At 68.6% G+C, this 22,964-nt stretch carries 20 protein-coding genes, 1 tRNA gene and 1 riboswitch; of the genes, 6 read left to right on the forward strand and 15 right to left on the reverse strand.

Features of this window, described 5'->3' with window-relative positions; all coding sequences use genetic code 11:
• Positions 1–534: 534 nt before the first annotated feature.
• The 4 genes from RS84_RS06715 to RS84_RS06730 all read right to left on the reverse strand — a co-directional run bounded on the left by RS84_RS06715 (position 535) and on the right by RS84_RS06730 (position 3,297).
• Positions 535–607 (reverse strand) — tRNA-Ala (locus RS84_RS06715).
• A gap of 41 nt (positions 608–648) precedes the next feature.
• Positions 649–1,503 carry a hypothetical protein gene (locus tag RS84_RS06720; protein WP_045257031.1) on the reverse strand — a complete coding sequence of 285 codons (855 nt, stop codon included), beginning with the start codon at positions 1,501–1,503 and terminating at the stop codon, positions 649–651.
• 166 nt (positions 1,504–1,669) lie between these two features.
• Positions 1,670–2,500 carry an SDR family oxidoreductase gene (locus tag RS84_RS06725; RefSeq protein ID WP_045257462.1) on the reverse strand — a complete coding sequence of 277 codons (831 nt, stop codon included), beginning with the start codon at positions 2,498–2,500 and terminating at the stop codon, positions 1,670–1,672.
• 35 nt (positions 2,501–2,535) lie between these two features.
• Positions 2,536–3,297, reverse strand: coding sequence for an SDR family NAD(P)-dependent oxidoreductase (locus tag RS84_RS06730; RefSeq protein ID WP_045257463.1), 762 nt, complete (start codon positions 3,295–3,297; stop codon positions 2,536–2,538).
• A gap of 252 nt (positions 3,298–3,549) precedes the next feature.
• Here RS84_RS06730 and RS84_RS06735 point away from each other — a divergent pair, with 252 nt between their 5' ends.
• Together RS84_RS06735 and RS84_RS06740 are read left to right on the forward strand one after the other, a co-directional pair.
• Positions 3,550–3,909, forward strand: a complete 360-nt coding sequence (locus tag RS84_RS06735; RefSeq protein WP_045257032.1) for a DUF488 domain-containing protein — start codon at positions 3,550–3,552, stop codon at positions 3,907–3,909.
• A gap of 113 nt (positions 3,910–4,022) precedes the next feature.
• Positions 4,023–4,748: an aminoglycoside 3'-phosphotransferase gene (locus RS84_RS06740; RefSeq protein ID WP_045257033.1), complete on the forward strand. Its 726-nt coding sequence runs from the start codon at positions 4,023–4,025 to the stop codon at positions 4,746–4,748.
• A gap of 1 nt (position 4,749) precedes the next feature.
• On the opposite strand, the gene RS84_RS06745 is transcribed toward RS84_RS06740, so the two are convergent.
• The 3 genes from RS84_RS06745 to RS84_RS06755 all read right to left on the reverse strand — a co-directional run bounded on the left by RS84_RS06745 (position 4,750) and on the right by RS84_RS06755 (position 7,633).
• A complete protein-coding gene (locus tag RS84_RS06745; RefSeq protein ID WP_045257034.1) occupies positions 4,750–5,541 on the reverse strand; it encodes an energy-coupling factor transporter transmembrane component T family protein in 792 nt (263 codons plus the stop codon).
• Positions 5,538–6,998, reverse strand: coding sequence for an ABC transporter ATP-binding protein (locus RS84_RS06750; protein ID WP_235281412.1), 1,461 nt, complete (start codon positions 6,996–6,998; stop codon positions 5,538–5,540). Before RS84_RS06750 ends, RS84_RS06745 begins: the two co-directional genes overlap by 4 nt.
• Entirely contained in the window at positions 6,995–7,633 is a 639-nt protein-coding gene (locus RS84_RS06755) for an ECF transporter S component (RefSeq protein WP_045257035.1), read from the reverse strand. Before RS84_RS06755 ends, RS84_RS06750 begins: the two co-directional genes overlap by 4 nt.
• A riboswitch (TPP riboswitch) is annotated at positions 7,624–7,735 on the reverse strand. It overlaps the preceding gene by 10 nt.
• 55 nt (positions 7,736–7,790) lie before the next feature.
• Between RS84_RS06755 and RS84_RS06760 the strand changes: the two genes are divergently transcribed.
• Positions 7,791–9,257 carry a hypothetical protein gene (locus RS84_RS06760; protein WP_052676261.1) on the forward strand — a complete coding sequence of 489 codons (1,467 nt, stop codon included), beginning with the start codon at positions 7,791–7,793 and terminating at the stop codon, positions 9,255–9,257.
• A 181-nt stretch (positions 9,258–9,438) separates the two neighbouring features.
• Here RS84_RS06760 and RS84_RS06765 read toward each other — a convergent pair whose 3' ends face one another.
• Together RS84_RS06765 and RS84_RS06770 are read right to left on the reverse strand one after the other, a co-directional pair.
• Positions 9,439–11,694, reverse strand: a complete 2,256-nt coding sequence (locus RS84_RS06765; protein ID WP_052676262.1) for an ABC transporter ATP-binding protein — start codon at positions 11,692–11,694, stop codon at positions 9,439–9,441.
• Positions 11,691–13,418: an ABC transporter ATP-binding protein gene (locus RS84_RS06770; protein ID WP_045257036.1), complete on the reverse strand. Its 1,728-nt coding sequence runs from the start codon at positions 13,416–13,418 to the stop codon at positions 11,691–11,693. Before RS84_RS06770 ends, RS84_RS06765 begins: the two co-directional genes overlap by 4 nt.
• A gap of 263 nt (positions 13,419–13,681) precedes the next feature.
• Here RS84_RS06770 and RS84_RS06775 point away from each other — a divergent pair, with 263 nt between their 5' ends.
• Together RS84_RS06775 and RS84_RS06780 are read left to right on the forward strand one after the other, a co-directional pair.
• On the forward strand, positions 13,682–14,698 hold the full coding sequence (locus tag RS84_RS06775) for a hypothetical protein (protein WP_152641777.1): 1,017 nt from the start codon (positions 13,682–13,684) through the stop codon (positions 14,696–14,698).
• Positions 14,695–15,066 carry a GntR family transcriptional regulator gene (locus RS84_RS06780; RefSeq protein WP_045257038.1) on the forward strand — a complete coding sequence of 124 codons (372 nt, stop codon included), beginning with the start codon at positions 14,695–14,697 and terminating at the stop codon, positions 15,064–15,066. The genes RS84_RS06775 and RS84_RS06780 overlap by 4 nt, the downstream gene beginning before the upstream one ends.
• 14 nt (positions 15,067–15,080) lie before the next feature.
• Here RS84_RS06780 and RS84_RS06785 read toward each other — a convergent pair whose 3' ends face one another.
• Positions 15,081–16,142, reverse strand: a complete 1,062-nt coding sequence (locus tag RS84_RS06785) for an enoyl-CoA hydratase/isomerase family protein (RefSeq protein WP_045257039.1) — start codon at positions 16,140–16,142, stop codon at positions 15,081–15,083.
• A 111-nt stretch (positions 16,143–16,253) separates the two neighbouring features.
• On the opposite strand from RS84_RS06785, the gene RS84_RS19430 reads away from it, so the two are divergent.
• Entirely contained in the window at positions 16,254–18,113 is a 1,860-nt protein-coding gene (locus tag RS84_RS19430; RefSeq protein WP_200891992.1) for an ATP-binding cassette domain-containing protein, read from the forward strand.
• A 69-nt stretch (positions 18,114–18,182) separates the two neighbouring features.
• On the opposite strand, the gene RS84_RS06795 is transcribed toward RS84_RS19430, so the two are convergent.
• From RS84_RS06795 to hemC, 5 genes are all read right to left on the reverse strand, one after another.
• Positions 18,183–18,632 carry a hypothetical protein gene (locus tag RS84_RS06795; protein WP_045257040.1) on the reverse strand — a complete coding sequence of 150 codons (450 nt, stop codon included), beginning with the start codon at positions 18,630–18,632 and terminating at the stop codon, positions 18,183–18,185.
• Positions 18,633–18,739: 107 nt separating this feature from the next.
• Positions 18,740–20,062 carry a glutamate-1-semialdehyde 2,1-aminomutase gene (gene hemL / locus RS84_RS06800; protein ID WP_045257041.1) on the reverse strand — a complete coding sequence of 441 codons (1,323 nt, stop codon included), beginning with the start codon at positions 20,060–20,062 and terminating at the stop codon, positions 18,740–18,742.
• Between the two features lie 138 nt (positions 20,063–20,200).
• Positions 20,201–21,178, reverse strand: coding sequence for a porphobilinogen synthase (gene hemB / locus RS84_RS06805; protein ID WP_045257042.1), 978 nt, complete (start codon positions 21,176–21,178; stop codon positions 20,201–20,203).
• Complete coding sequence (locus RS84_RS06810; protein ID WP_045257043.1) at positions 21,175–21,969, reverse strand: uroporphyrinogen-III synthase; 795 nt, start codon at positions 21,967–21,969, stop codon at positions 21,175–21,177. The genes hemB and RS84_RS06810 overlap by 4 nt, the downstream gene beginning before the upstream one ends.
• The gene (gene hemC / locus RS84_RS06815; protein WP_045257044.1) at positions 21,966–22,961 is read right to left on the reverse strand and encodes a hydroxymethylbilane synthase; all 996 of its coding nucleotides are present in this window, start codon (positions 22,959–22,961) and stop codon (positions 21,966–21,968) included. The genes RS84_RS06810 and hemC overlap by 4 nt, the downstream gene beginning before the upstream one ends.
• Between the last annotated feature and the right edge of the window lie 3 nt (positions 22,962–22,964).

The raw sequence follows: 22,964 nt of genomic DNA on the forward strand, positions 1-22,964 counted from the left end.
CCCCACCGAAGTGGAGTCGAGGTTATTTGGCATTTGACAAGTGCACGCTGTTGAGTTCTCAAGGATCGGACGCTCCCCCGACCCAACCATCACAGTCAGGCCCGAAGGGCAACTTCTCAATCTTACCGAAGCGATCCGGCCTGTCAAATCGACACGCCGCAGGCTTCGAAGCTGATCTTGCTACCAGGCGCTTACCGCGCCGAGGCAACTTGACTAGCTTATCCGCTTCCCGATCGAAGTCAAATCGACTCGATCCGGATCCGGAAGCTCCACGTCAGACAGAAGTATGTCTGCGATCTTCTCCGAGGAGCTGATCGGGTGGAGGTGGTTCTCCGCTTGAGGGGGGTAAGGCTCTCGGCCTCTCCGCTTCCCTGTGGGGCGAACAAGTAATAAGTTACGTGGATTCCGGGGATCGGGCAAATCAGGCCGATCCGCCGGGCGTGTCGCGGATGGCGCCGCACATCGCGCGGCACATCTGGCGGAGACAGAAGAAGCCCCCTCCGAGCTGAGCTCGGACGGGGCTTCCTGGTTCTGTGGACCTAAGGGGATTCGAACCCCTGACCTCCTCGATGCGAACGAGGCGCGCTACCAACTGCGCCATAGGCCCTTGAACTCGTCTACGTTATCACGCAGATCCGGGCGTTCGCGTCATCCGGCCGATCGACGGGCGAGCAGCTCGCGGACATGCGCCTCGATCTCCGCATCGTCGACGAAGCCCATCTTCGCGTAGGGCGACGAAGCCGCGGGCAGCTGCACAGGAGCCGGCGGCGCCATCTGCTCTGCGCGCTCGCGCAGCTCGGCCAGTCGCGCGGCCTTGCGGCGCTCGGTCTGTGCGTCATGCTGAGCCATCGCCGCCTGCGCGCGCGACCCGCTCATCGAGACGAGAGGCTCCGGCAGCGGACGAGGAGTCCACGTGGCCGTGCCCTGATCGTGCAGGGGCGGCGCCTCCCGACGTTCTGCGGGTTCGCTCCGCTCCGTGCTCCGTCGCGCGGCACGGGCTGCCCGCGCTGCGACCGCGGACATCCGCTGCAGGATGGCTGATGCGATCACCACGACCGCACCGCCCAGCCACAGCAGCAGCTGCGCCTGCGTGGCGATGAGCTGCCACACGCCGACGCCGACGGCGGCGATTCCGAGGAACAGCAGCACGGTGGCGGTGAGACGGACACGACGACGGGCGCGCGCCTGACGCACCACGGGGTCGGCCTTCGTCGCAGCCAGCTCCTCGCGCAGCAGCATGAGCTCGGCCGCTTCCTTCTCGGACTGCAGCCGCTTTGCGAGCCTCTGTTGGGCGAGAGCCGTCCTGGCGGTCAGCTCGAGGCGGACCTCCCCGGGCGTCTCGCTCGTCTCGGCGAGCACGCGAAGAGCCTGATTCAGACGGACGGCATTGCGCTCCGCGGCGTTGTACTGGAAGCGCCCGCGCCACGACGGCAGCAGATAGAGCATCCACAGGAGCACAGCGACGAGGACGATCACGCCCCCACTCAGCACCGGCCCATCCATATCGACAACGGTAAGGGAACAGTGGCCCTGCGGGGGACGGCGCGAACGCGTGTCGCGATCGGATCACGACACAGTTCGGGGCCGACGCGCCTGATGTCGGATCGGATGACGGCATCCGCTCTTCGAAAAGCGTGTCGGCCCCGAGGCTGCGCCCGTGTGCAGGACCTCAGTCCAGGAAGATGTCCGGGAAGAGGCGGTCGTCCGGAGTGCCCGGAACCGCGGCGTACTTCGAGAAGTCGGTGACGCCGTCGGCCTCGAGGACATCCTCGACGATGAGCGTCTGACCCGTGTACTGCGCGGCGGGCTTGGTGAGCACCGAGTACGCGGCATCCGCATAGATCTCCGCGGTGCGGCTCGCAGCCATCACCTTGTCTCCGCCGAGCAGATTCTGAACGGCGGCCGTCGCGATCGTCGTGCGGGGCCAGAGGGTGTTCGCGGCGATCCCGTCGCGGGCGAACTCCGCAGCGAGGCCCATCGTGACCATCGTCATGCCGAACTTCGCGAGCGTGTATCCGGTGTGCGCGCCCAGCCACTTCGGGGTGGGATTCAGCGGCGGCGAGAGCGACAGGATGTGCGGGTTCGACGCGTCCCGCAGAACCGGCACCGCCGCGCGCGACAGCATGAACGTCCCTCGGACGTTGACGTCCTGCATCAGGTCGTACTTCTTCGCATTCAGCTCGAGAGATCGGGACAGATCGATCACGCTGGCGTTGTTGATGACGATGTCGATTCCGCCGAACTCGCCCTGCGTCTTGAGCACCGCTTCGGTGATGTCGTCGTCGTCGCGCACGTCGCCGACGATGGGCAGGGCCTGACCGCCGGCGGCGCGGATCTGCTCGGCCGCGGTGTGGATCGTGCCTTCGAGCTTCGGGTGCGGTGTGTCGGTCTTCGCGAGCATTGCGATGTTCGCGCCGTCTCGCGCCGCACGCAGCGCGATGGCGAGGCCGATACCGCGGCTGCCGCCCGACATCAGGATGGTCTTGCCTGCCAGTGACATGGTCGTCTCCTCGTTCGGGCTCATTTCAGCCGGGCTCATTTCGGCGCCATGCGGATCGCGCCGTCGAGACGGATCGTCTCGCCGTTCAGGTACGAGTTCTCGATGATCTGCTGCGCGAGGGCCGCGTACTCGTCAGGCCGGCCCAGTCGCGAGGGGAACGGGACCTGCTGTCCGAGAGAGTCCTGCGCGGCCTGCGGCAGGCCCATCAGCATGGGCGTCTCCATGATTCCTGGCGCGATCGTGCAGACGCGGATGCCGTGGCGCGCGAGCTCGCGGGCGACGGGGAGCGTCATGGCGTGCACCCCGCCCTTCGACGCCGAGTAGGCGGGCTGGCCGATCTGGCCGTCGAACGCCGCCACACTCGCGGTGTTGATGATCACGCCGCGCTCCCCGGATTCGGTGGGGTCGTTCTTCGCGATCACGGCGGATGCCTGAGAGAGGACGTTGAACGTGCCGACGAGGTTGATGCGGATGATCCGCTCGAAGTCGGCGAGCACCGCAGGGTTGCCGTCGCGGTCGAGCACCTTGGCGGGCGGGGCGATACCTGCGCAGTTCACGACGATGCGCAGTGGAGCCGCGGCCTGGGCAGCGGCGACTGCCGCCTGGATCTCGTCGACGCTCGTCACATCGGCTGGGGCGAACTGCCCGCCGAGCTCTTCTGCGAGCTCGGCGCCCTTCGAGGACGCCAAGTCGACGATGGTGACATGACCGCCCTGGGCGGCGATGCGGCGGGCGGTGGCGAGGCCGAGCCCGGAGGCGCCGCCGGTGATCAGCGCGCCGTGACCTGTGATCTGCATCGTGAGTTCTCCTTCGAACATCGTTGCGCGGGCATCGGAGACCAGACCCTGCGTGTGCGACTGAGTACCAGCATAAGTGGTCCCGAGTGTCGTGAGCATCCGCGTGCCCGGATGCGCTCAGACTAGGACATCGTGAGCGGTGAGGCGACTGGCCGGGCGCGGTTCCGACGGGTTCCAGGCGAGGTGACCGCGCAGGAGTGAGCGAAGACTCCGAGACTGGCGGGACGATGCGGGACGCGGGATGCTGAAGGCATGGACCTTCGTCGCAAGCGAGCGTATGACACCGCCGATCCCTCAGACGGGTTCCGCGTGCTCGTCGACCGGCTGTGGCCCCGAGGCGTCTCCAAGGAGCGTGCCGCGATCGATCTGTGGGCGAAGGACACGGCGCCCACCCCTGAGCTCCGGCACGACTGGCATGCGGCTCCGGACAGCGAATGGGGCGTCTACGCCGACCGCTACCGCGCGCAGCTCGCTGGCGAATCGGGCCCAGCGCTTCGGGAGCTCACCGACGCGCTGCGGCAGCATCCGATCGTCACCCTCGTCTACGCGGCGCACGACCCTGAGCACAACCACGCCGTCGTGCTGGAAGAGGCACTGCGCGCGCTGCTCTGAACGCCAGTCGGTTCACGACTCCTCAACAAGCGAGCAGATCGGGCACCGATCAGCCGGATCCCACCGATTCTGCGCCATTCTTGAGGAGTCATGAACAGCCCCTGGTGCACCCTGTGAGCATTCCCGCCCTCGACATAGTCGTGCCCGAGCGCGTGCGCGAGCTGGCGCGCGGCGCGGCCCTCACCCCGGTGTGGCTGAACAACATCGGCGGGCTGACCTTCCGCACCGGCGACGGCCGCTACATCAAATGGGGGCCGCACGATGCCGAGGCGAACATGCGCGACGAGGCGGAGCGCATGCGCTGGGCATCGCGGTGGATCACGGTGCCTGACGTGCTCGAGCAGGGCCAGGACAGCGAGCAGGAGTGGCTTGTCACGATCGCGCTCGATGGCCGCAGCGCCGCGGATCCGCGCTGGCGAGAGGACCCCGAGCGCGCGGTCCGCGCCGTGGGCGAAGGTCTGCGGATGCTGCACGACAAGCTGCCCGTCGAGGAATGCCCGTGGGAGTGGAGCATCGATTCCCGCATCGCCCGCGCCGCTGAACGAGGCACTTTCGTACCGGCCGATCTGCGTGAGGCGCCGTCGATCGACCGCCTCGTCGTGTGCCATGGAGACGCGTGCCTGCCGAACACGCTGCTCGCCGATGACGGCGCTGTGGCAGGCCATGTGGATCTGGCTGCCCTCGGCACCGCCGATCGCTGGGCGGACATCGCGGTCGCCTCGATGAGCACGATCTGGAACCTCGGCGAGGGATGGGAGGACACGCTCATCGAGGCCTACGGCGTGGAACCGGATCGTGCGCGCCTCGAGTTCTACCGCCGGCTCTGGAACGAGACCTGACTCAGCCGCCGAGCACGAAGTTCCACGCCCCCGTCGCCACGGCCGCCCAGATCGCCACCACGGGGATCACACACGCGACGAGGACGAGACCGGTGTCGCGCCGCGTCCACACCGATTCCCTCGCCCACGACCGCTCCCCCGAGCCGCCGAAGCCGCGCGCCTCCATGGCCGTGGCGAGCGACGACCCGCGTCTGATCGCGAGCACGAAGAGGGCGAACGCCATCCCGAGCGTGCGGCGGATGCGTCCCTGATCGGCGACTCCGCGAGCACGGCGTGCAAGCGCGAGAGCGCGCCAGTCGTCTGCGAGGAGTCCCAGCATCCGCATCCCGGCGAGCGCGCCGATCACGAACCGAGCCGGCAGCCGCACCCGCTGCGCCAGATCGTCGGCGAGGTCGGTGGGATCGACCGTCACGAAGAGCACGACCGAAGGCAGCCCGATCGCGAGGACGCGCACGGCCGTCGCCGCTGCGAGCGAGAGAGACCCGTCGCTCACCCTGATCAGCATCCACTCGAAGTGCACCGCCCCGCTCGGTGCGCCGTACAGCGCGATCGTCACGGCGCTCAGAGGCGCGGCGACCCACAGCACGGCCGTCCTGGTCCAGAACTCGCGGGCGCCGAGACCGGCGAGAAGCAGCAGGGGGATCTCGAGGATCAGAGCGACGGATGCCGACACCACGTCGATCGACGCGATCAGCGGCACCGCGATCAGCAGCGCTGCCGCGAGCTTCGCGAGCGCCGACCGCGGCGCGATCGGACCGCGGCGCTCGACGCGCGCGGTGAGCGGATCGATCATGCCCCCACCTCGAATCGGCGAGCGTGCAGCGCCCGGAGCACCGCCTCGTCGTGGCTGATCGCGACGATCGCGGCCCCGTCGTCGCGGAGGCCGGCGATGATGGCGACGAGCTCGGCCCAGGTGGTCGCATCCTGCCCGAAGGTCGGCTCGTCGAGCACGATCATCTGGGGGCGGGTGGCGAGCGCGGCGGCGACCGTGAGCCGGCGCTTCTCTCCACCGGAGAGCGTGTAAGGGTTCGCCTCCGCGAGCGCCGAGAGTCTCAGGCGCTCGAGAAGCTCGCCGGTGCGGCGTGCGATCTCGGCGTCGTCGAGGCGCAGAGCGCGGGGTCCCACGGCGAGCTCCTCGCGCACGGTCTTCGCGAGCAGCTGGTGCTCCGGAGTCTGCAGGACCGTCGCGATCCGGGTGAGCAGAGCCTTCGACGACCAGCGGAACGGGTCGGTCCCCTCGCCCGACGACAGCGCCGTCGTGGCGGCGACCCGGCCGGACTCGGCGGGGATGAGCCCGGCGACCGTCAGCCCGAGCGTGGATTTGCCCGCTCCGTTGGGACCGGTGACCCCGATCACCTCCCCCGCGTGCACGTCGAGGTCGAAGGGTCCCGCCACGGGCACGCCACGGCTGCGCGCCACCGTCAGGCCGCGCACGTCGAGCAGGCTCTCTCCGGGGGCGAGCGCGGGCGGGGGCGGCACCGCCGGCGGATGCCCCGGCACCCAGACGCCGGATGCCGCGAGCTCCTGCCCGCGCGCACCGAGCACGTCGTCCGGCGAGCCGTCGGCGAGCACGATCGTGCCCTCGGGCTCCACGCCGAGCACGATCACGCGGTCGACGAGCGGCAGCCAGACGTCGATGCGGTGCTCGATCACGACGAGAGTGGCGCCGGTGACCTCGAGGGCCGCGGCGACGGCGTCGCGCACGTCCTGCACCCCCACGGGGTCGAGGTTGGCGGTCGGCTCGTCGAGGAGGATCGCTCCGGGGCGCATCGCCAGTACACCGGCGAGTGCCAGTCGCTGCTTCTGCCCGCCGGACAGCGCGGCCGTCGAGCGGTCGAGCGGCACGTCGAGCCGCACAGCATCCGTCGCCGAGCGCACTCGCTGCCAGATCTCGTCACGCGGCACGCCGAGGTTCTCGCAGCCGAAGGCGACGTCGTCGCCGACCCGGGCGAGCATGGTCTGCGTGTCGGGGTCCTGGATCACCATTCCCACGCGACCGCGCGTCTGCGCAGCCGGCACGCCGTCGACGAGAAGCGAGCCGTGCGTCTCGCCCTCATCCGCGCCGCCGAGCACGCCGCCGAACCCCTGCAGCAGGGTCGATTTGCCCGACCCCGAGGCGCCGAGCAGGAGCACCCGCTCCCCCGGCTCGATGCGGAGGTCGATGTCCCGCACCGCCCAGCGCCGTCGCGTCGCATAGCGCCAGCCCCAGCCGCGCGCCTCGAGCGCGGCAGGGTGCGCCAGGTCCGTCACACCCGTGCGGCGACCTCGCGACCGGCGGCGAAGCGGCTCAGCGCACCGGTCGCGGCGAGGCCGCGGGCGATCAGCCACGCACCGATACCGGCGATGACGGCACCCGAGACGGTGCTCGAGGCGATGTAGATGACGGTGAACGCCGTGTCGGCTCCGGCGTACCAGAGGATCACGTCGTTGATGCCGCACGCGACGCCGGCCGCCGCACCCGCGAGGATCGCGACCGGCAGCTTCCACACTCCGTAGAGGAACAGCAGGAAGATGAGCTCGGCTCCGAGCCCCTGCACGAGACCCGAGACGATCGTGAGCGGACCCCACACGTTGCCGACGAGCGCCGAGATGACCGCCGCGACCAGTTCGGTGTACAGCGCGGCACCCGGCTTGCGGATGATCAGCCCGCCGAGCACTCCGGCGATCAGCCAGGGGCCGTTGACGAGTGCCTGGACGCCGGGCAGCAGCGGCTCGAGCAGCAGGCTCGGGCCCTGGTAGCCGACGTTCCACAGCAGGAAGATCAGGGCGCAGGCCACCGCGATCACGCTGGCCACGACGATGTCGACGACGCGCCACCGCCACAGCTGGGCGTTGCGAAGACCGGATGCCGTCCCGGTGGTGGACGCGGACGTGGAAGTACTCATCTGAACTCCTCCCTGCGCCGGCATTATCCGGATCAGGTTCGACGGTCGAAGCGCGATTCGCTCCCTCTCAGCCCGGCTCGCCGGACTCCCGTGGTTGTTCTGTCGATCTTACCCGTCGTATCGGTGTTCTGTGAGCGGAGTTCGGTACCGTAGGCAGGTGACCGCACCTGACTCCGCCGAGGCCACTGCACCCGTCGGCGATGACGCGACGACGGACGCCGCGGCAGGAGCGTTCGACGATCTCGACGCACTGGTCTCGGCCTCCGACGCCCCCGACGCCCGGTGGGCCGAGGGCGACGAGCACGCCACCGCCCTCACCTGGATCGACGCCGCAGCGGTCGCAGACGCGTCGCCGTCCGCCGATGACGAGCGGGGCGCGGCGCTCTTCAGCGGCGCTCACCTTCGACCGGCCGTCACCCGCCCCGGCATCCTCGTGCCGGTCGGCGTCCTGGTGGCCCTCGTCGGCGCGTACACCGGCACCACTCTGCTGTGGCCGCTGACCGAGGTCGCACCGAAGGTGCAGACGGTGGAGTTCGCGACAACTCCGGCCCAGGCCGCGGCGATCACGTGGCCGGCGCAGGGAAGCGCCGCCGTGGGCATCGCCGGCGTCGGCACGCTCTCCTCATCGACCGATCCCGCCGCGATCGCCAGCATCTCCAAGGTGGTCTCAGCCATGATGGTGCTCGATCGGATGCCGCTGGCCCCCGGAGAGCAGGGCCCCTCTTTCTCGTTCACGAAGGCCGACAGCCAGTCCTTCCTCACCTACCTGCGCAGCGATCAGTCCGCGCTCGACGTCCCCGTGGGCGGGTCTCTCACCGAGTATCAGATGCTGCAGGGCGTGCTGCTGGGGTCGGCGAACAACTACATCGACAGGCTCGCGAAGGAGATCTGGGGATCGGATGCCGCCTTCGCCGATGCCGCGGCGACCTGGCTGAGCGAACGCGGCCTCACCGGAATCACGATCAAGTCGCCCTCGGGGTTCGATGAGCGAAACGTGGCGACGCCAGAGGCGCTGATCGCCGTGGCCGAGAAGGCCATGCAGAATCCGGTGTTCGCCGAGATCGTGGGCACGACCTCGGTGGATCTGCCCGGCGCTGGCACTGTGCGGAACACCAACGGGATGATGGCGGATGCCGGAGTCGTCGGCGTCAAGACCGGCACCCTCCACGAGAGCTGGAATCTGCTCACGGCGAAGGACGTGAAGGTCGGCGACACGACCCTGCGGCTGTACGCGTCGGTGCTCACCCAGGACGACGACGACATGCGCCTCGCGTCGACGCGTTCGCTGTTCTCGCAGGTCGAGAGCGAACTGCAGGCTCAGGCGCCGACGGTGCCGGAGGGCACGGTCGTCGGCACCGTGGAGACTCTCTGGGGCGCGGCCGTCGACGTGGTGACCGATGCCGACGCCGACGTGGTGCTGTGGAACGGCGGTGCAGCGACGACGACCGTCGAGTTCGATCTCGCGGACAAGCGCAAGGCCGGTGCGGAAGTCGGCACGCTCACGACGACCGGCCCCCTGAACACCGCGTCGACGGGGCTGACGCTCGCGGCTGCCGTGCAGGAGCCGAGCCCTTGGTGGCGGCTCACGCATCCGCTGGAACTGTTCGGCCTGGCCGAACGGTAGAGCGCACGGTTACGACGCGGGCCTGAGGTCCGGCTACGGGCGCGACCTCGCGATTCGCGCACGAGACCCACGCCACGCACGCGGACCTCATGCAGAAAGCAGGAGTTCAGCGGGTGCCGCGTGGCAGAAGACGCAGATGCCCCGCCCCAGGATTCCGGGGCGGGGCATCTGACTGCGCGGCTCAGGCCGTGGGTGCTTCGCCCTGGTTCTCAGCGACGGCTTCTGTCGCAGCGATCTCGGCAGCCGGGTTCGCAGCGCCGACTGAGGCGCCGACGCGCGCCGCATCCGCTTCGGCTTCGGCATCTCCCGTGACGACGACCGGAGTCGTCCCTGTGAGAGCCTCTTCGGCGTCGATGTCGGCGGCCGCCTGCTCGAACTGCGACTGGTACAGGCGCCAGTAGGCGCCCTGCGCCGTGATGAGCTCGTCGTGCGTGCCCTTCTCGACGATGTCGCCGTGCTCCATCACGAGGATCAGGTCGGCGTCGCGGATCGTCGACAGACGGTGAGCGATCACGAAGGACGTGCGTCCTTCGCGCAGCGCCGCCATCGCGTGCTGCAGCAGCAGCTCGGTGCGGGTGTCGACGGCCGACGTCGCCTCGTCGAGGATGAGGATCGACGGCTGGGCGACGAACGCACGGGCGATCGTGATCAGCTGACGTTCTCCGGCCGAGACGTTGGACGCGTCCTCGTCGAGCACGGTGTCGTAGCCCTCGGGGAGCGCGTGCACGAAGCGGTCGACGTACGTCGCCTTGGCGGCGGCGAGGACTTCCTCGTCGGTCGCGGTGGAGCGGCCGTAGCGGATGTTCTCGCGGATGCTGCCGGCGAACAGCCACGGGTCCTGCAGCACCATGCCGGTGCGCGAGCGCAGGTCGTCGCGCGTCATCTCGGAGATGTCCTGCCCGTCGAGCAGGATGCGGCCGCCGCTGAGCTCGTAGAACCGCATGATGAGGTTCACCAGCGTTGTCTTGCCGGCGCCGGTCGGGCCGACGATCGCCACCGTCTGACCCGGCTCGACCTGGAAGGAGAGATCGGTGATGAGCGGACGGTCCTCCGAATAGGAGAACGCGACGTGCTCGAACTCGATGACGCCCTTGCCGTCGACGACCGTGGGGGCGTCGTCGGCATCCGGGTCCTGCTCGTCCTCGTCGAGCAGCTGGAAGACGCGCTCCGCGGATGCGGTGCCCGACTGCACGACCGCCGCCATGCCGCCGAGTTCGGCCAGCGGCTGCGAGAACTGCTGCGAGTACTGGATGAACGCCTGCACGTCGCCGAGTCGCAGCTGACCGCTGGCGACCATCAGACCGCCCAGGACCGCCAGGGCCGCGTAGCTGAGGCTTCCGACGAAGGTCATCGCCGGCATGATGATGCCCGAGAGGAACTGCGCCTTGAACGCGGACTGGAACAGCTCCTCGTTCTCGACCTGGAACTTGTCGAGTGCGTCCTGCTCGCGGCCGAAGACCTTGACCAGGGCGTGGCCCGAGAAGGCCTCCTCGACACGCGCGTTCAGACGGCCGACCTTGCGCCACTGGGCGCCGAAGGCCTTCTGAGAGCGCGGACCGATGATCCCGAAGATCACTCCCATGAGGGGGAGGGCGATCAGGGCCACGAGAGCGAGCTGCCACGAGATCGAGAACATCATGACCAGGACGCCGACGACGGTGAGCACCGAGGTGAGGGCTCCCGAGAGCGACTGCTGCATGGTCTGCGTGATGTTGTCGATGTCGTTCGTGACGCGGGAGATCAGCTCGCCGCGCTGCACCTTGTCGAAGTACGACAGCGGCAGACGGTTGATCTTCGCCTCGACGTCCTCGCGCAGGCGCCACATCGTGCGCACCATGATGACGTTGATGACGTAGCCCTGGATCCAGCTGAGCAGCGCCGAGACCACGTAGATGGCGAGGACGGCGGCGATGATCCAGCGCATCGCGTCGAAATCGATGCCCGCACCGACCGTGAAGTCGTTCATGGCGGCGATCTGGTTGGCGAAGTCGGTCTGACCGAACTGCCGCAGCTGCTCGATGACCTCGCTCTTCGTCGTGCCCTCGGGGAACCCGGGGAAATCGCCGTTCGGCTTCGCGAGCTCGTTCGAGATGAACCCGGCGTACACGAGGTTGGTCGCCTCGCTGAGCACCTTGGGCGCCGCCACGGACAGCACGACGCCGACGGCGCCGAGGAACGAGACGAACACGAACCAGACGGCGGAGGGCTTGAGCAGTCCGATCATCCGGGCGAAGCTCTTGCCGAAGTTGTCGGCCTTGCCCGGTGCGACGCTGTCCCAGTCGCCGGAGTTCTGCCGCGCCTGCTCGGCGAGCTCGGCCTCGTACTTCTCCTCGGCCGTCAGTTCGCGCTCGGCGACGGGTGCTGCGGCCTTGCCGCGGCCTCTGGTCCGCTTGGGTCCTGATCCGGTCGAAGGGCTCGACGTGGTGTTGTCGCTCATGCGTCCACCCCCAGCTGCGACTCGACGATCTCGCGGTAGGTCTCGCTGGTCTCGAGCAGCTCTTCGTGGGTGCCCACTCCGACCATGGTTCCTCCTTCAAGGACGACGATGCGATCGGCATCCGTGACCGTCGACACGCGCTGCGCGACGACGATCTTCGTGACGTGCGGGAGCTCCCGCCAGAGAGCCTGCCTCAGCCGGGCGTCGGTGGTCAGATCCAGCGCCGAGAACGAGTCGTCGAAGACGAGGATCTGCGGCTGGTGCACGATCGCGCGGGCGATCGCGAGACGCTGGCGCTGTCCGCCGGAGACGTTCGTGCCGCCCTGGGCGATGCGCGAGTCGAGCCCGTCGGGCATCTCTTCGACGAAGTCGCGTCCCTGTGCGATCTCGAGCGCGTGCCAGAGCTCCTCGTCGGTGGCGTCCTCGCGGCCGTAGCGGAGGTTCGATGCCACGGTCCCGGTGAACAGGAACGGGCGCTGCGGCACGAGGCCGATGCTGTCCCAGAGGGACTCGACGTCGGCCTCGCGCACGTCGGTGCCCCCGACGAACACGCCGCCGCCGGTCACGTCGAACAGCCGGGGGATCAGCGAGACGAGCGTGGTCTTGCCCGCGCCGGTGGAGCCGACGATCGCGACGGTCTCTCCCGGCTGCGCGGCGAAGCTGATGCCCGACAGCACCGGCGACTCCGCACCCGGATACGTGAACTCCACGCCGTCGAAGGCGACGGCGCCGGGAGTCGGGAACGCCGTGACGCCGTTCTCGGGACGGGTCATCGTGGACTCGGCGTCGAGCACCTCGCCCACGCGCTCGGCCGAGACGGCCGCGCGGGGGATCATCATGGCCATGAAGCTGGACATGATGACGCCCATCATGATCTGGCCGATGTACTGCATGAACGCGAACAGCGTGCCCACCTCGACGGTGCCCGCATTGACCTCGATGCCACCGAACCAGATGACGGCGACGACGGTGACGTTCAGGATCAGCATGAACATCGGGAAGAGCAGCACGAAGAGCGAGCCGATCTTGCGGCCGACCACCATGATGTCGGTGTTCGCGCCGCGGAAGCGCTCCTCCTCGATGTCCTCGCGCACGAAGGCGCGCACGACGCGGACGCCTGTCAGCTGCTCGCGCATGATGCGGTTGACGTTGTCGATCTTCTTCTGCATGCTCCGGAACAGCGGCACCATGCGGCTGATGATCAGCAGCGCCACGATCAGCATGACCGGGACCGAGACGGCGATCAGCCAACTCAGGCTCGCGTTCGTGATGACGGCCATGATGATGCCGCCGATCGCGAGCAGGGGCGCCGTGACGAACATCGTCGCACCCATCATCGCGAGCATCTGCACCTGCTGCACGTCGTTGGTGTTGCGGGTGATCAGCGAACCGGCGCCGAACTGCGAGACCTCGCGCTCGGAGAAGCCGCTCACCTTGGCGAAGACATCGGCGCGGATGTCGCGCCCGGCGCCCATCGCAGCCCGGGCCGCGAAGTAGGTCGCGATGATCGAGGCGACGATCTGGCCGAGCGAGACGAACAGCATGAACAGCCCGGTGCGCCAGATGTAGTCTGTGTCGCCCTGGGCGACGCCCTTGTCGATGAGGTCCTTGTTCAGGGTCGGCAGGTAGAGCGAGGCGAGAGCGCTGGCGAACTGGAACACCAGGACGCCGACGAGAAGCCATCGGTATTTGGAGAGATAGCGGACGAGGATTTTCCCGAGCACAGGCGGACTTCCTTGTGGGATCGAAGTGCGGATTTCTCAGCGAGCGGATGCCGGCAGACAATCAGCCGCATCACAGAGTGCCACGTGCCACGGACATTCGCATCCCCCACAGGGATGACCTTCGCTGACAGCGAACCTTTTCGTCCTGGCCAGCGGTTTCTGCACTGAGGACAAGAGCGGATCACTCGCCATCAATCAGCTTGTATTGATTTGTCGTTACAAGTTGTGCTATTCATATGACACAAGATCTCGTCGGAGGCAACATGTCGCGCAGCACCGTCACACCCGTAGAAGTCCTCGACTGGGCAATCGCACAGCCGTGGCTCGCGCTCATCTTCGGCGCGGCCGTCGCCATTGGGATCACGATCCTCCGTCCCAGTCGCCCCGCGCGCGCGGATTCGGATTCATCGTTCGAGCGTCGGGGGCGGGCACGATATGCGCCGGAAAGCCGAACGATCCTGTGGACGGCGTTCGCCGTCGTAGTCATCGTCATCGCTGAGCACTTCATCCGTTCCTACGTCGTGAACATGAATGGCGTCATCTCGTGGTGGCGCTTCGCGACTCCGCTGTTCGTCGCCGGGTTGGGTATAGCCGCTCTGGTCGCGTTCATCTCCACGACCGGCAGCGAGCACTCCGAACGCCCTGTGCTCGGAGGACCTCGACGGACCTGGCTCTCCTTCGTCCCGAGTGCGGCGACCATCGGCTGGTCGATCGTGTTCCTCGTCCTGATCGCCACAACTATCATCGCGGGCCTCCTCTCGTCTGCCGACCCGCAGGGCCGTTTCGTATACCTCGAGATCCCGATCCCGAACGAACTGGATGTCGACCCGCTCCGCATCTGGTTCTTCGGTTGGGCGTACGGCACACCGACTCTCATCGCCCTGGCGATGCTCTCGGTGTTCACCGCTATGGCATTGCACGCGAACGCCGTTCGGCCGTTCCTTCGTCCGGAGACCGTTGTCCGCGAGAGCATCGAGCGCCGGCAGATCGCAACCAGCACTGTGCAACTCACGACGGCGGCCATGTTGCTCTCCCTCGGTGATGCATGGCAGTTCATCGCGTCGTCCGGCGCCTCGACTCGGCTCGACGTTCTAGGCGATGGCCCCACCCAGACATACGACGTGGTCTGGCGTGGCGCTGAGATCGCGACAGCGCTCGGGCGGATCGCGCCTCTTCTTGAGATCACCGCGTTCACGATCCTGTTCTTGGCGATGCGTCAACTGCGCACGGCCGACGCCACTGATAGCGCTGCGGAGGACCTGACGGTGGCCACGGCATGACAGTTCAACCGATCGTGCCCTCGCCCGACGAGTCATCATCCGCACGGGAAATCTACCGACAGCTGCGGGGGCTGATCCTCGCAGGACACCTTGGAGCCGGAGAGCGCCTACCGCCCGTGCGCCAGACCGCCACCGACCTCGGCGTCGCTCCGGGTACTGCCGCAAAGGCCTACAAGATGCTCGAGAATGAGGGGCTGGTGGTCACCCGGACTGCCGCCGGCACGCGAGTTTCGGCATCCGCCGCGATCCTGCCTCTCCCGGTTCTGCGACATATCCGTGCTCTGATCGAGAGCGCAGAGGAGAACGGCAGCGGTCTCGACGACGTGGCTGGCGTGCTTCGCGCGATCTGGCAGGCGCGCACGTTCTGATCGTTCACCGCGATTCAGAAGAGCGGGCGCTGCGGCACGTACGCCCTGGCGTCGGCTCCGGCATCGGGGCCCAGCTCGGCGATGGTCGCCGGGTCCCACCTCGGATTGCGGTCCTTGTCGACCAGCTGCGCGCGAATGCCCTCGACGAGATCGGGATGCTGGGTGACGAACCACATCACACGGCGGTACTCGCTCTCCAGCGCTGCACGCAGGTCGGGCAGGGCGCGCGCCTCGCGCACGGCGTCGAGCGTGACGGCGAGACCGGTGGGCGCGAGGCCTTCGAGCAGATCGGCGATGGCTGCGGCATCCGTCGTCCCCTGCGCCTGCAGCCGGGCGACGATCTCGGCGACCGTGTCCTCCGAGAAGGCATCGTCGATCCATTCGCGGGAAGCGGGCAGCTCGGACGGATCGGGGGTCTCGTCGAACAGCAGCACGATCTCGGCGGGACCCGTGGGGTCGGCGCGGTAGGCGAGCGCCTCCCGCAGCGCGCCGAGACGGTCGGACGGGACGAAGTGATCCGCGAAGCCGAGATAGACGGCATCCGCTCCGCTCATGGTGCCGCCCGTGAGCCCGAAGTACTCCCCGAAGCGTCCGGGGGCGCGACCCAGCAGCCAGGTGCCGCCCACGTCGGGAGTGAAGCCGATGCGCGTCTCGGGCATCGCGAGCTTCGAGCGCTCGGTGACGATGCGGATGGCCGCGTGCCCGGCCAGCCCGATGCCGCCGCCCATGGTGATGCCGTCGGCGATCGCCACGATCGGCTTGGGGTATTCGGCGATCATCGCGTTCATGGCGTACTCGGCACGGAAGAACTCGATCGTCTCGGCGGAGCGGCCCGAGACGATCTGCGCGTGCAGCTCGCGGACGTCTCCTCCTGCGCACATGCCGCGCTCTCCTGCGCCGTCGATCATCACGATCTGCACGTCGGTGTCATCGACCCAGGCCTCAAGAGCCGCCGTGATCTGCGTGATCATGCCGAGGTCGAGGGCGTTGATCGCCTCAGGACGGTTCAGCGTGAGCCGGCCCAGGGCTCCCTCGGTGCGGACGATGACGCGCTCAGCGGCGGTGGGTTCGGTCACGAGAGCCAGGCTACTCCGTCTGATCTGTCGGCATTCCACAGCGGAAATGCGCGATCGTACAGCTTTTCCGGCAGGATAGATGGAACTGCCCAAGCAAGAAAGGGGCCGCGCATGCCCGAAGGACACGTGCTCGAGTTCACGCGCGTCACGAAGCGATTCAACGACGTGACGGCGGTGTCCGACTTCTCGGCGCGCGTCGAACCAGGCGTCGTCACGGCGTTCCTCGGCCCGAACGGAGCAGGGAAGACCACGACGCTGCGTATCCTGCTCGGTCAGGTTCGGCCGACCAGCGGCACGGCGACCATCGGCGGAGTCGCCTACGCCGACCTGCGGACGCCGCTCAAGACGATCGGCTCGGTTCTCGAAGAGACCGTGTACCGACCGCGGCGAAGCGCAGCGCGGCAGCTCACGATCGCCGCGAAGGCGAACGGCATCCCGCTGTCGCGCGTCGATGAGGTGCTCGCGCTCGTGGGCCTGGACGGCGAGCGCGAAGGCCGCATCGGCAGCTTCTCGCTCGGCATGCGCCAGCGGCTCAGCGTCGCGCACGCCCTGCTCGGCGACGCCGGCACGCTCGTGTTCGACGAGCCGGCGAACGGCCTCGACCCTGAGGGCATCCGCTGGATGCGACTGCTCATGCGCCGCCTCGCAGATGAAGGCCGCACTGTCCTGGTGTCATCACACGTGCTCAGCGAGGTCGAGCAGGTCGCCGACCACGTGCTCGTGCTCTCGAAGGGCCAGCTGGTCCTCTCCAGCGGCATCGAGAGCCTCGCCGATCCGGCATCCGGCTCGGTCGTCGTCGACGCCGCCGACCGCGTCGCGCTCACCGCGGCCCTCGCAGAGGCCGGCTTCGAGGTCGAGGTGCTGCGCTCCGGACTCACCGTGCGCGGCGGAGACGCCAAGACCGTCGGCGCGCTGGCGGCATCGGCCGGGATCGCGCTGAGCACCCTCGTGCAGCGAGGCCCGACGCTGGAGGACGTGTTCATCGACCTCGTGCGCGGGGGGAAGTTCGAGCCGCGCCCGGCGATCGCCGCGAGCGACGACGTCGAGGCCGATGCACCCGTCGAAGGCGAAGCGTCACGCCCGGATGCCGACGCGGGTGCCGTCGTCGGCGCCGCTGAGGGCGCGGATGCCGGGGCTGACGGGGTCGCGGTCGATGTCGCGACGGACGGCGATGTCGAAGCGTCGCTGCCGGATGCGGAGACCGATGACGTGGCCGTCGCCGATGCGGAGGGTGAAGGCGCCGAGGCTGCGACTGACGTGGATGAGGCGGAGACTGCAGCTTCGCCGGAGGTCATCGAGGAGGAGACGAGCGAGGGCCCCGAGGCGCCCGACACTGAGTCCGCGAACCCCGATGAGGACCGCGCCGAAGGCGATGACGAGACGACGCAGTCGGATGCCGCGAACGACGATGCCGAGGCGGTCGATGGCGGCCAGAGCGAGCCCGGCCCGTCTTTCGATGAGATCCTGTTCGGGTCCGGTTCCGCCGCGACGGAATCATCCGTCCTCGACGACCCAGCCGGGTCGGAGCAGGAGCATGCAGGCACGGAGGTCTTCGCAGGCCTCGGCGACGAGGCCTCTGACGACGATGCCCTCGCGGGTGACGACAGCGCCTCCGAGAGCGCGGCTGACGAGCAGGGCGAGATCGCCGACGCTTCCGCGCCGGAGAGCGACGAGAACGAGGACCCGCGTTCTGCGGCCGTGAGCTCGATGCTCGCGGCCGCAGCTCGCGCCTATTACGAGGACGAGCCGCAGCCGTACCCGTTCGGGGAGAAGGCCGAGGGCGAGGGCCCCGCCGACGGCGAGCACCACGAGGGCGAACACCACCACGAGGGCGAGCAGCACCACGACGGTGAGCAGCACCACGAGGGTGAGCAGCACCACGAAGGCGAGCAGCACCACGAGGACGAGCACCACCACGAAGGTGAGCACCACGACGGTGAGCACCACGACGGTGAGCACCACCGCTACTGATCGGCTCAAGAACGTCAGAACCCCTCCGCACTCATCTGTGCGGAGGGGTTCTTCGTCTGTCGGCGGCCGTCAGGCGGGACGGGGGCGGATGACCGGTCGCTTGCTGCCCTTCGACACCGGAGTAGGCGCGGTCGCCACGATCTCCTCGACGTCGGCGGGCTCTGTCGACACGTCGAGACGGAGCGCCTGAGTCAACGCGAGACCATGGCGCGTGGTGAGGATCAGCCGGCGGTAGTCGTCGTCACCTTCGAGGTCGATCACGACGCTCGGGCGGCGACGGCGGATCAGCACGAAGTCCACACTGCCGGCGGCCTTCCACGATCCTGCCGCGAGCACGCCCGGAATGTGAGTGCCAGGGCCGGGGACTCCCCGCAGCCATGTCCACGCGTCATCCGTCAGCTGCACCTTGGTGATGGTGTCGCGCGCCACTCGGACGTTGTCGCGATGGAAGCTCGCCGCACGCTCGATCGGCGAGAGCACGATCTCGAGTTGCGTCTGATCCAGGAGCAACGTCACCATGCACCTAGTCTGCCAGCGCATTCCTGACGGATGTCTGGAACATGCTCACAGGAACACAACGATCCCGCGCGAACCGCACGAAAGCAGCACACCGAAGCTGACGGGGCTCAAGCCTGCGCGTCGGCGGCGGCCCGCGCCGCTGCGGGCAGGGCTGCCTCGATCAGCCGCATCTCCTCCTCGCCATGCGCGGCAGTGAGGAACCACGCCTCGAACACACTCGGCGGCAGCGCGACGCCCTGCTCGCGCATCGAGTGGAAGAACGGGGCGTAGCGGAACGAGTCCTGCGCTTGCGCCTCGGCGTAGTCGCGCGGAGCCGACGCCCGGAACGACGCATTGAAAAGGTTGCCTGCCTTCGCGACGGAGTGGACGACTCCGGCCTCGGTCAACGCTCCTCCCAGGGCTGCGACGAGACGAGCGGATGCCGCGTCGATCGTTTCATACACCTCGGTCGTCGCGAGGCGCAGCGTCGCAAGGCCCGCCGCGACAGACAGCGGGTTCCCCGACAGGGTGCCCGCCTGGTAAACGGGGCCGAGCGGCGCGAGAAGGTCCATGATCTCGGCCCGGCCGCCGAGTGCGGCCAGCGGCATCCCTCCGCCGACGACCTTGCCGAAGGTGATGATGTCGGGCAGATAGTCCTCGCCGGCTGCAGCCTGCAGGCCCCAGAATCCGGCGGGATGCACCCGGAAACCGGTGAGCACCTCGTCGAGGATCATCAGCGCGCCGTGCTCGTGCGCGGTGTCGGCGATGAGCTTGTTGAAGCCCGGAACCGGGGCGACCACCCCCATGTTGGCCGCGGATGCTTCGACGATCACCGCCGCGATGCGATCGCCGTGCTCGGCGAAGACCGTGTCGAGGGCGTCTGGGTCGTTGTATCCGATGACCAGCGTCTGCGCGGCGATCGGCGCGGGCACACCGGCCGAGCCGGGGAGCGCCATGGTGGCGACGCCCGAGCCCGCCTGCGCGAGCAGACCGTCGGAGTGCCCGTGATAGTGGCCGGCGAACTTCACGAGAAGGTCGCGTCCGGTCGCGCCCCGCGCGAGGCGGATCGCCGTCATCGTCGCCTCGGTTCCGGTGGACACGAGCCGCACCCGCTCGACGGGACGCACCTCGCCGAACCGCACGCGCTCCGCGATGAGGGCCGCGAGCTCCACCTCGCCCTCTGTGGGCGCACCGAACGAGAGACCGCGGGTCGCGGCATCCTGCACGGCCGACACCACCTCGGGGTGGGCGTGTCCGAGAAGAGCGGGGCCCCACGACGCGACGAGGTCGACGTACACGTTGCCCGCGGCATCCGTCACCCTCGCCCCCGAGGCCGACGCCAGGAAGCGGGGGGTGCCGCCTACCGAACCGTACGCTCGAACGGGCGAGTTCACACCTCCGGGCGTGACCGCACGGGCGGCAGCGAACAGGTCGTCATTGCGATCGGTCATGTGTCCATTCTCTCGCAGCCTCGTTTCGTCTCGCTTCGCTCGCTCAACGACCGGAGAGGCAGCCTCGTTTCGTCTCGCTTCGCTCGCTCGACGACCGAGCCGCGCGAGCCGACGACCGCGGGTGGAGACGTGGTTCGATCAGGCGCGCAGCCAGCCGGCGGCCTCGGTCGCCCAGTAGGTCAGCACGACATCTGCGCCCGCGCGACGAATCGACAGCAGCGACTCCAGAACGGCCGCGCGGCGATCGATCCACCCGTTCGCTGCGGCGGCCTCGATCATCGCGTACTCACCGGACACCTGGTATGCCCACACCGGAATACTGACGGTGTCGCGCACCTCCCGAAGCACGTCGAGGAACGCCATCGCCGGCTTGACCATGACGATATCGGCGCCTTCCGCCTCGTCGACGACGGCCTCGCGAACACCCTCGCGGCGGTTGCCGGGGTCGAGCTGGTAGGTGCGCCGATCGCCCTTGAGCTGCGAGTCGACGGCCTCGCGGAACGGGCCGTAGAACGCGCTCGCGTACTTCGCGGCGTAGGCGAGCAGCAGAGTGTCGGTGAAGCCCTCTGCGTCGAGCGCCGCGCGGATGACGGCGACCTGACCGTCCATCATCCCCGAGAGCCCGAGCAGCTGCGAGCCGGCGCGCGCTTGGGCGAGAGCCATCGAGACGTACCGCTCGAGGGTCGCGTCGTTGTCGACCGAGCCGTCATCGGCGAGCACGCCGCAGTGGCCGTGGTCGGTGAACTCGTCGAGGCACAGGTCGGTCTGAACAACCAGGGCGTCGCCGACCTCGGATGCCAGGGCCTCGGTCGCGAGGTTCAGGATGCCGCGCGGATCGTCCGCGCCGGAGCCCTGCGCATCGCGCACCGCGGGCACGCCGAACAGCATCACGCCGCCGACGCCGGCCTCGGCCGCCTCGACGGCCGCCGAGCGCAGCGAGTCCATCGAGTGCTGCACGACCCCGGGCATAGACCCGATCGCCATTGGAGACGAGAGCCCCTCCCGCACGAACATCGGCAGCACCAGCTGGCGCGGATCGAGGGAGGTCTCGCGAACGAGCGAGCGCACGGCGGGCGACTGCCTCAGCCGGCGCATGCGAACCTCGGGGAACGTCACGGCGCCAGCTCGTCCGCCGCATGCGGCAGCGTGAACTGCGACACCGCATCGATGAGAGCATCCACCGTCTGCCTGTCTGCCACGACAGTGATCGGGAGTCCGGCCTTGAGCGCGTCTTTCGCCGTGCGAGGACCGATCGCCGCGAGGAGCGTCTCGTCGGGGATGTCGGGGAACTGCTCGCGTACCTGCTGGGCGACCGAGCCGCTGGTGATGAGGATCGCGTTGATCCTGCCGTTCTGCACGTCGCGCTTGATCCTGTCTGTGACGGGAACGCCGACCGTGCGGTACGCGACGACGCTGTCGACGTCGTGTCCCGCCTTCTTCAGGAGCTTGCTCAGCACCGGCTTCGCGATCTCACTGCGCAGCGCCAGGATCCGCCGAGATGCACCACCCTCGAGCCCGATGATCTGCTCGGCCATGCCCTCGGCGGAGTTGTCGTCCTCGGGCACGAGCGCGACCTCGTAGCCCACTGCCTGCAGGGCGGCCGCAGTGGTCTCGCCGACCGCGGCGATCCTCGTGGTGCGCGGCACGACCGCGCGGTGCGCGAACATGACGTCGACCGTGGTGGCGCTCGTGACCGTCAGCCAGTCGTAGGCGCCGTCGGCGAGCTTCTCCAGCGCACGATCGAGAGCCGCCTGATCGGTGGTCGGTGCGAAGTTGATCAGCGGCGCGACGACGGGAACGGCTCCCTGCGAACGCAGACTCGCTGCCACGCCGTCACCCCACGGTCCGCCGCGCGGAACGAGGACTCGCCAGCCGTCCAGCGGCCGGTCGTGATGAATTTCAGTCATGAGGAATGCTCTCGGGAGACGAGGTCAGCCGCCCCTTGTTCGAGCAGCCGACGGGCAAGATTCAACCCGAGCGCGCGTGCTGCGTGCATCGGGTCTGCACCATCGGCAGCATCCGCTCCATTGCCACTGCCGCTCCGATGAATATACTCCCCGTTCAGGTCTTCCGTGACGTCGAGACCGATTCGTTGCGCTCCATCCGCGGCGTAGACCACGGTCCTGACGCGCACCGACGATCCCGCGACGACGGCATGAGCGGCCATCGGCGCCTGGCATCCGGCGTCGAGGCCTTCGAGGATCGCGCGTTCGACCGTGATCGCCAGCCGGGTCTGCTGATCATCCAGTGCAGCCAGGGCGGCGAGCAGCTCGGGGTCGGCATCCGTCGTCGTCTCGACGGCCAGCGAGCCCTGGCCAGGAGCGGTGGGCCATTCGGCGAGGCCGAGCTCCTCGCGGCGCAGCGGTGAGTCCGAGCCGAGGCGCGAAAGGCCGGCCGCGGCGAGGATGACGGCATCCAGCTCGCCCGTCGCCACCTTCTGCAGTCGCGAGTCGACATTGCCGCGGATGTCCACGACGTCCGCGTGCGGAGCGCGGATGTGCACCTGTGCGATGCGACGCGGCGAGCCGGTGCCGATCCGGCTTCCCGGCGTCAGCTGGTGAAGGGGGATGCCGTCACGAGTGATCGCGACGTCGCGCGCATCCTCGCGCACCGGCGTGGCCGCGATCACGAGACCGTCCGGTTGCGCCGTGGGGAGGTCCTTCAGCGAGTGCACGAGGAAGTCGCACTCCCCCGCGAGCAGCGCTTCGCGCAGCCGCGTCGCGAAGATGCCCTGGCCGCCGATCAGCGACAGCGAGGCGCGGTTCGTATCGCCCTCGCTCGTGATCGGCACGAGCTCGACGGAGCGGCCGATGATCTTCTCGAGTGCGGCGGCGACGTGGCCGGACTGCGCCTGCGCGAGTGCGCTGCGGCGAGTCCCCAACCTGATCGGAGTGCTCATCGC

Origin of the sequence: Microbacterium hydrocarbonoxydans (assembly GCF_000956475.1) — a bacterium.
Classification (GTDB): Bacteria; Actinomycetota; Actinomycetes; order Actinomycetales; family Microbacteriaceae; genus Microbacterium; species Microbacterium hydrocarbonoxydans_A.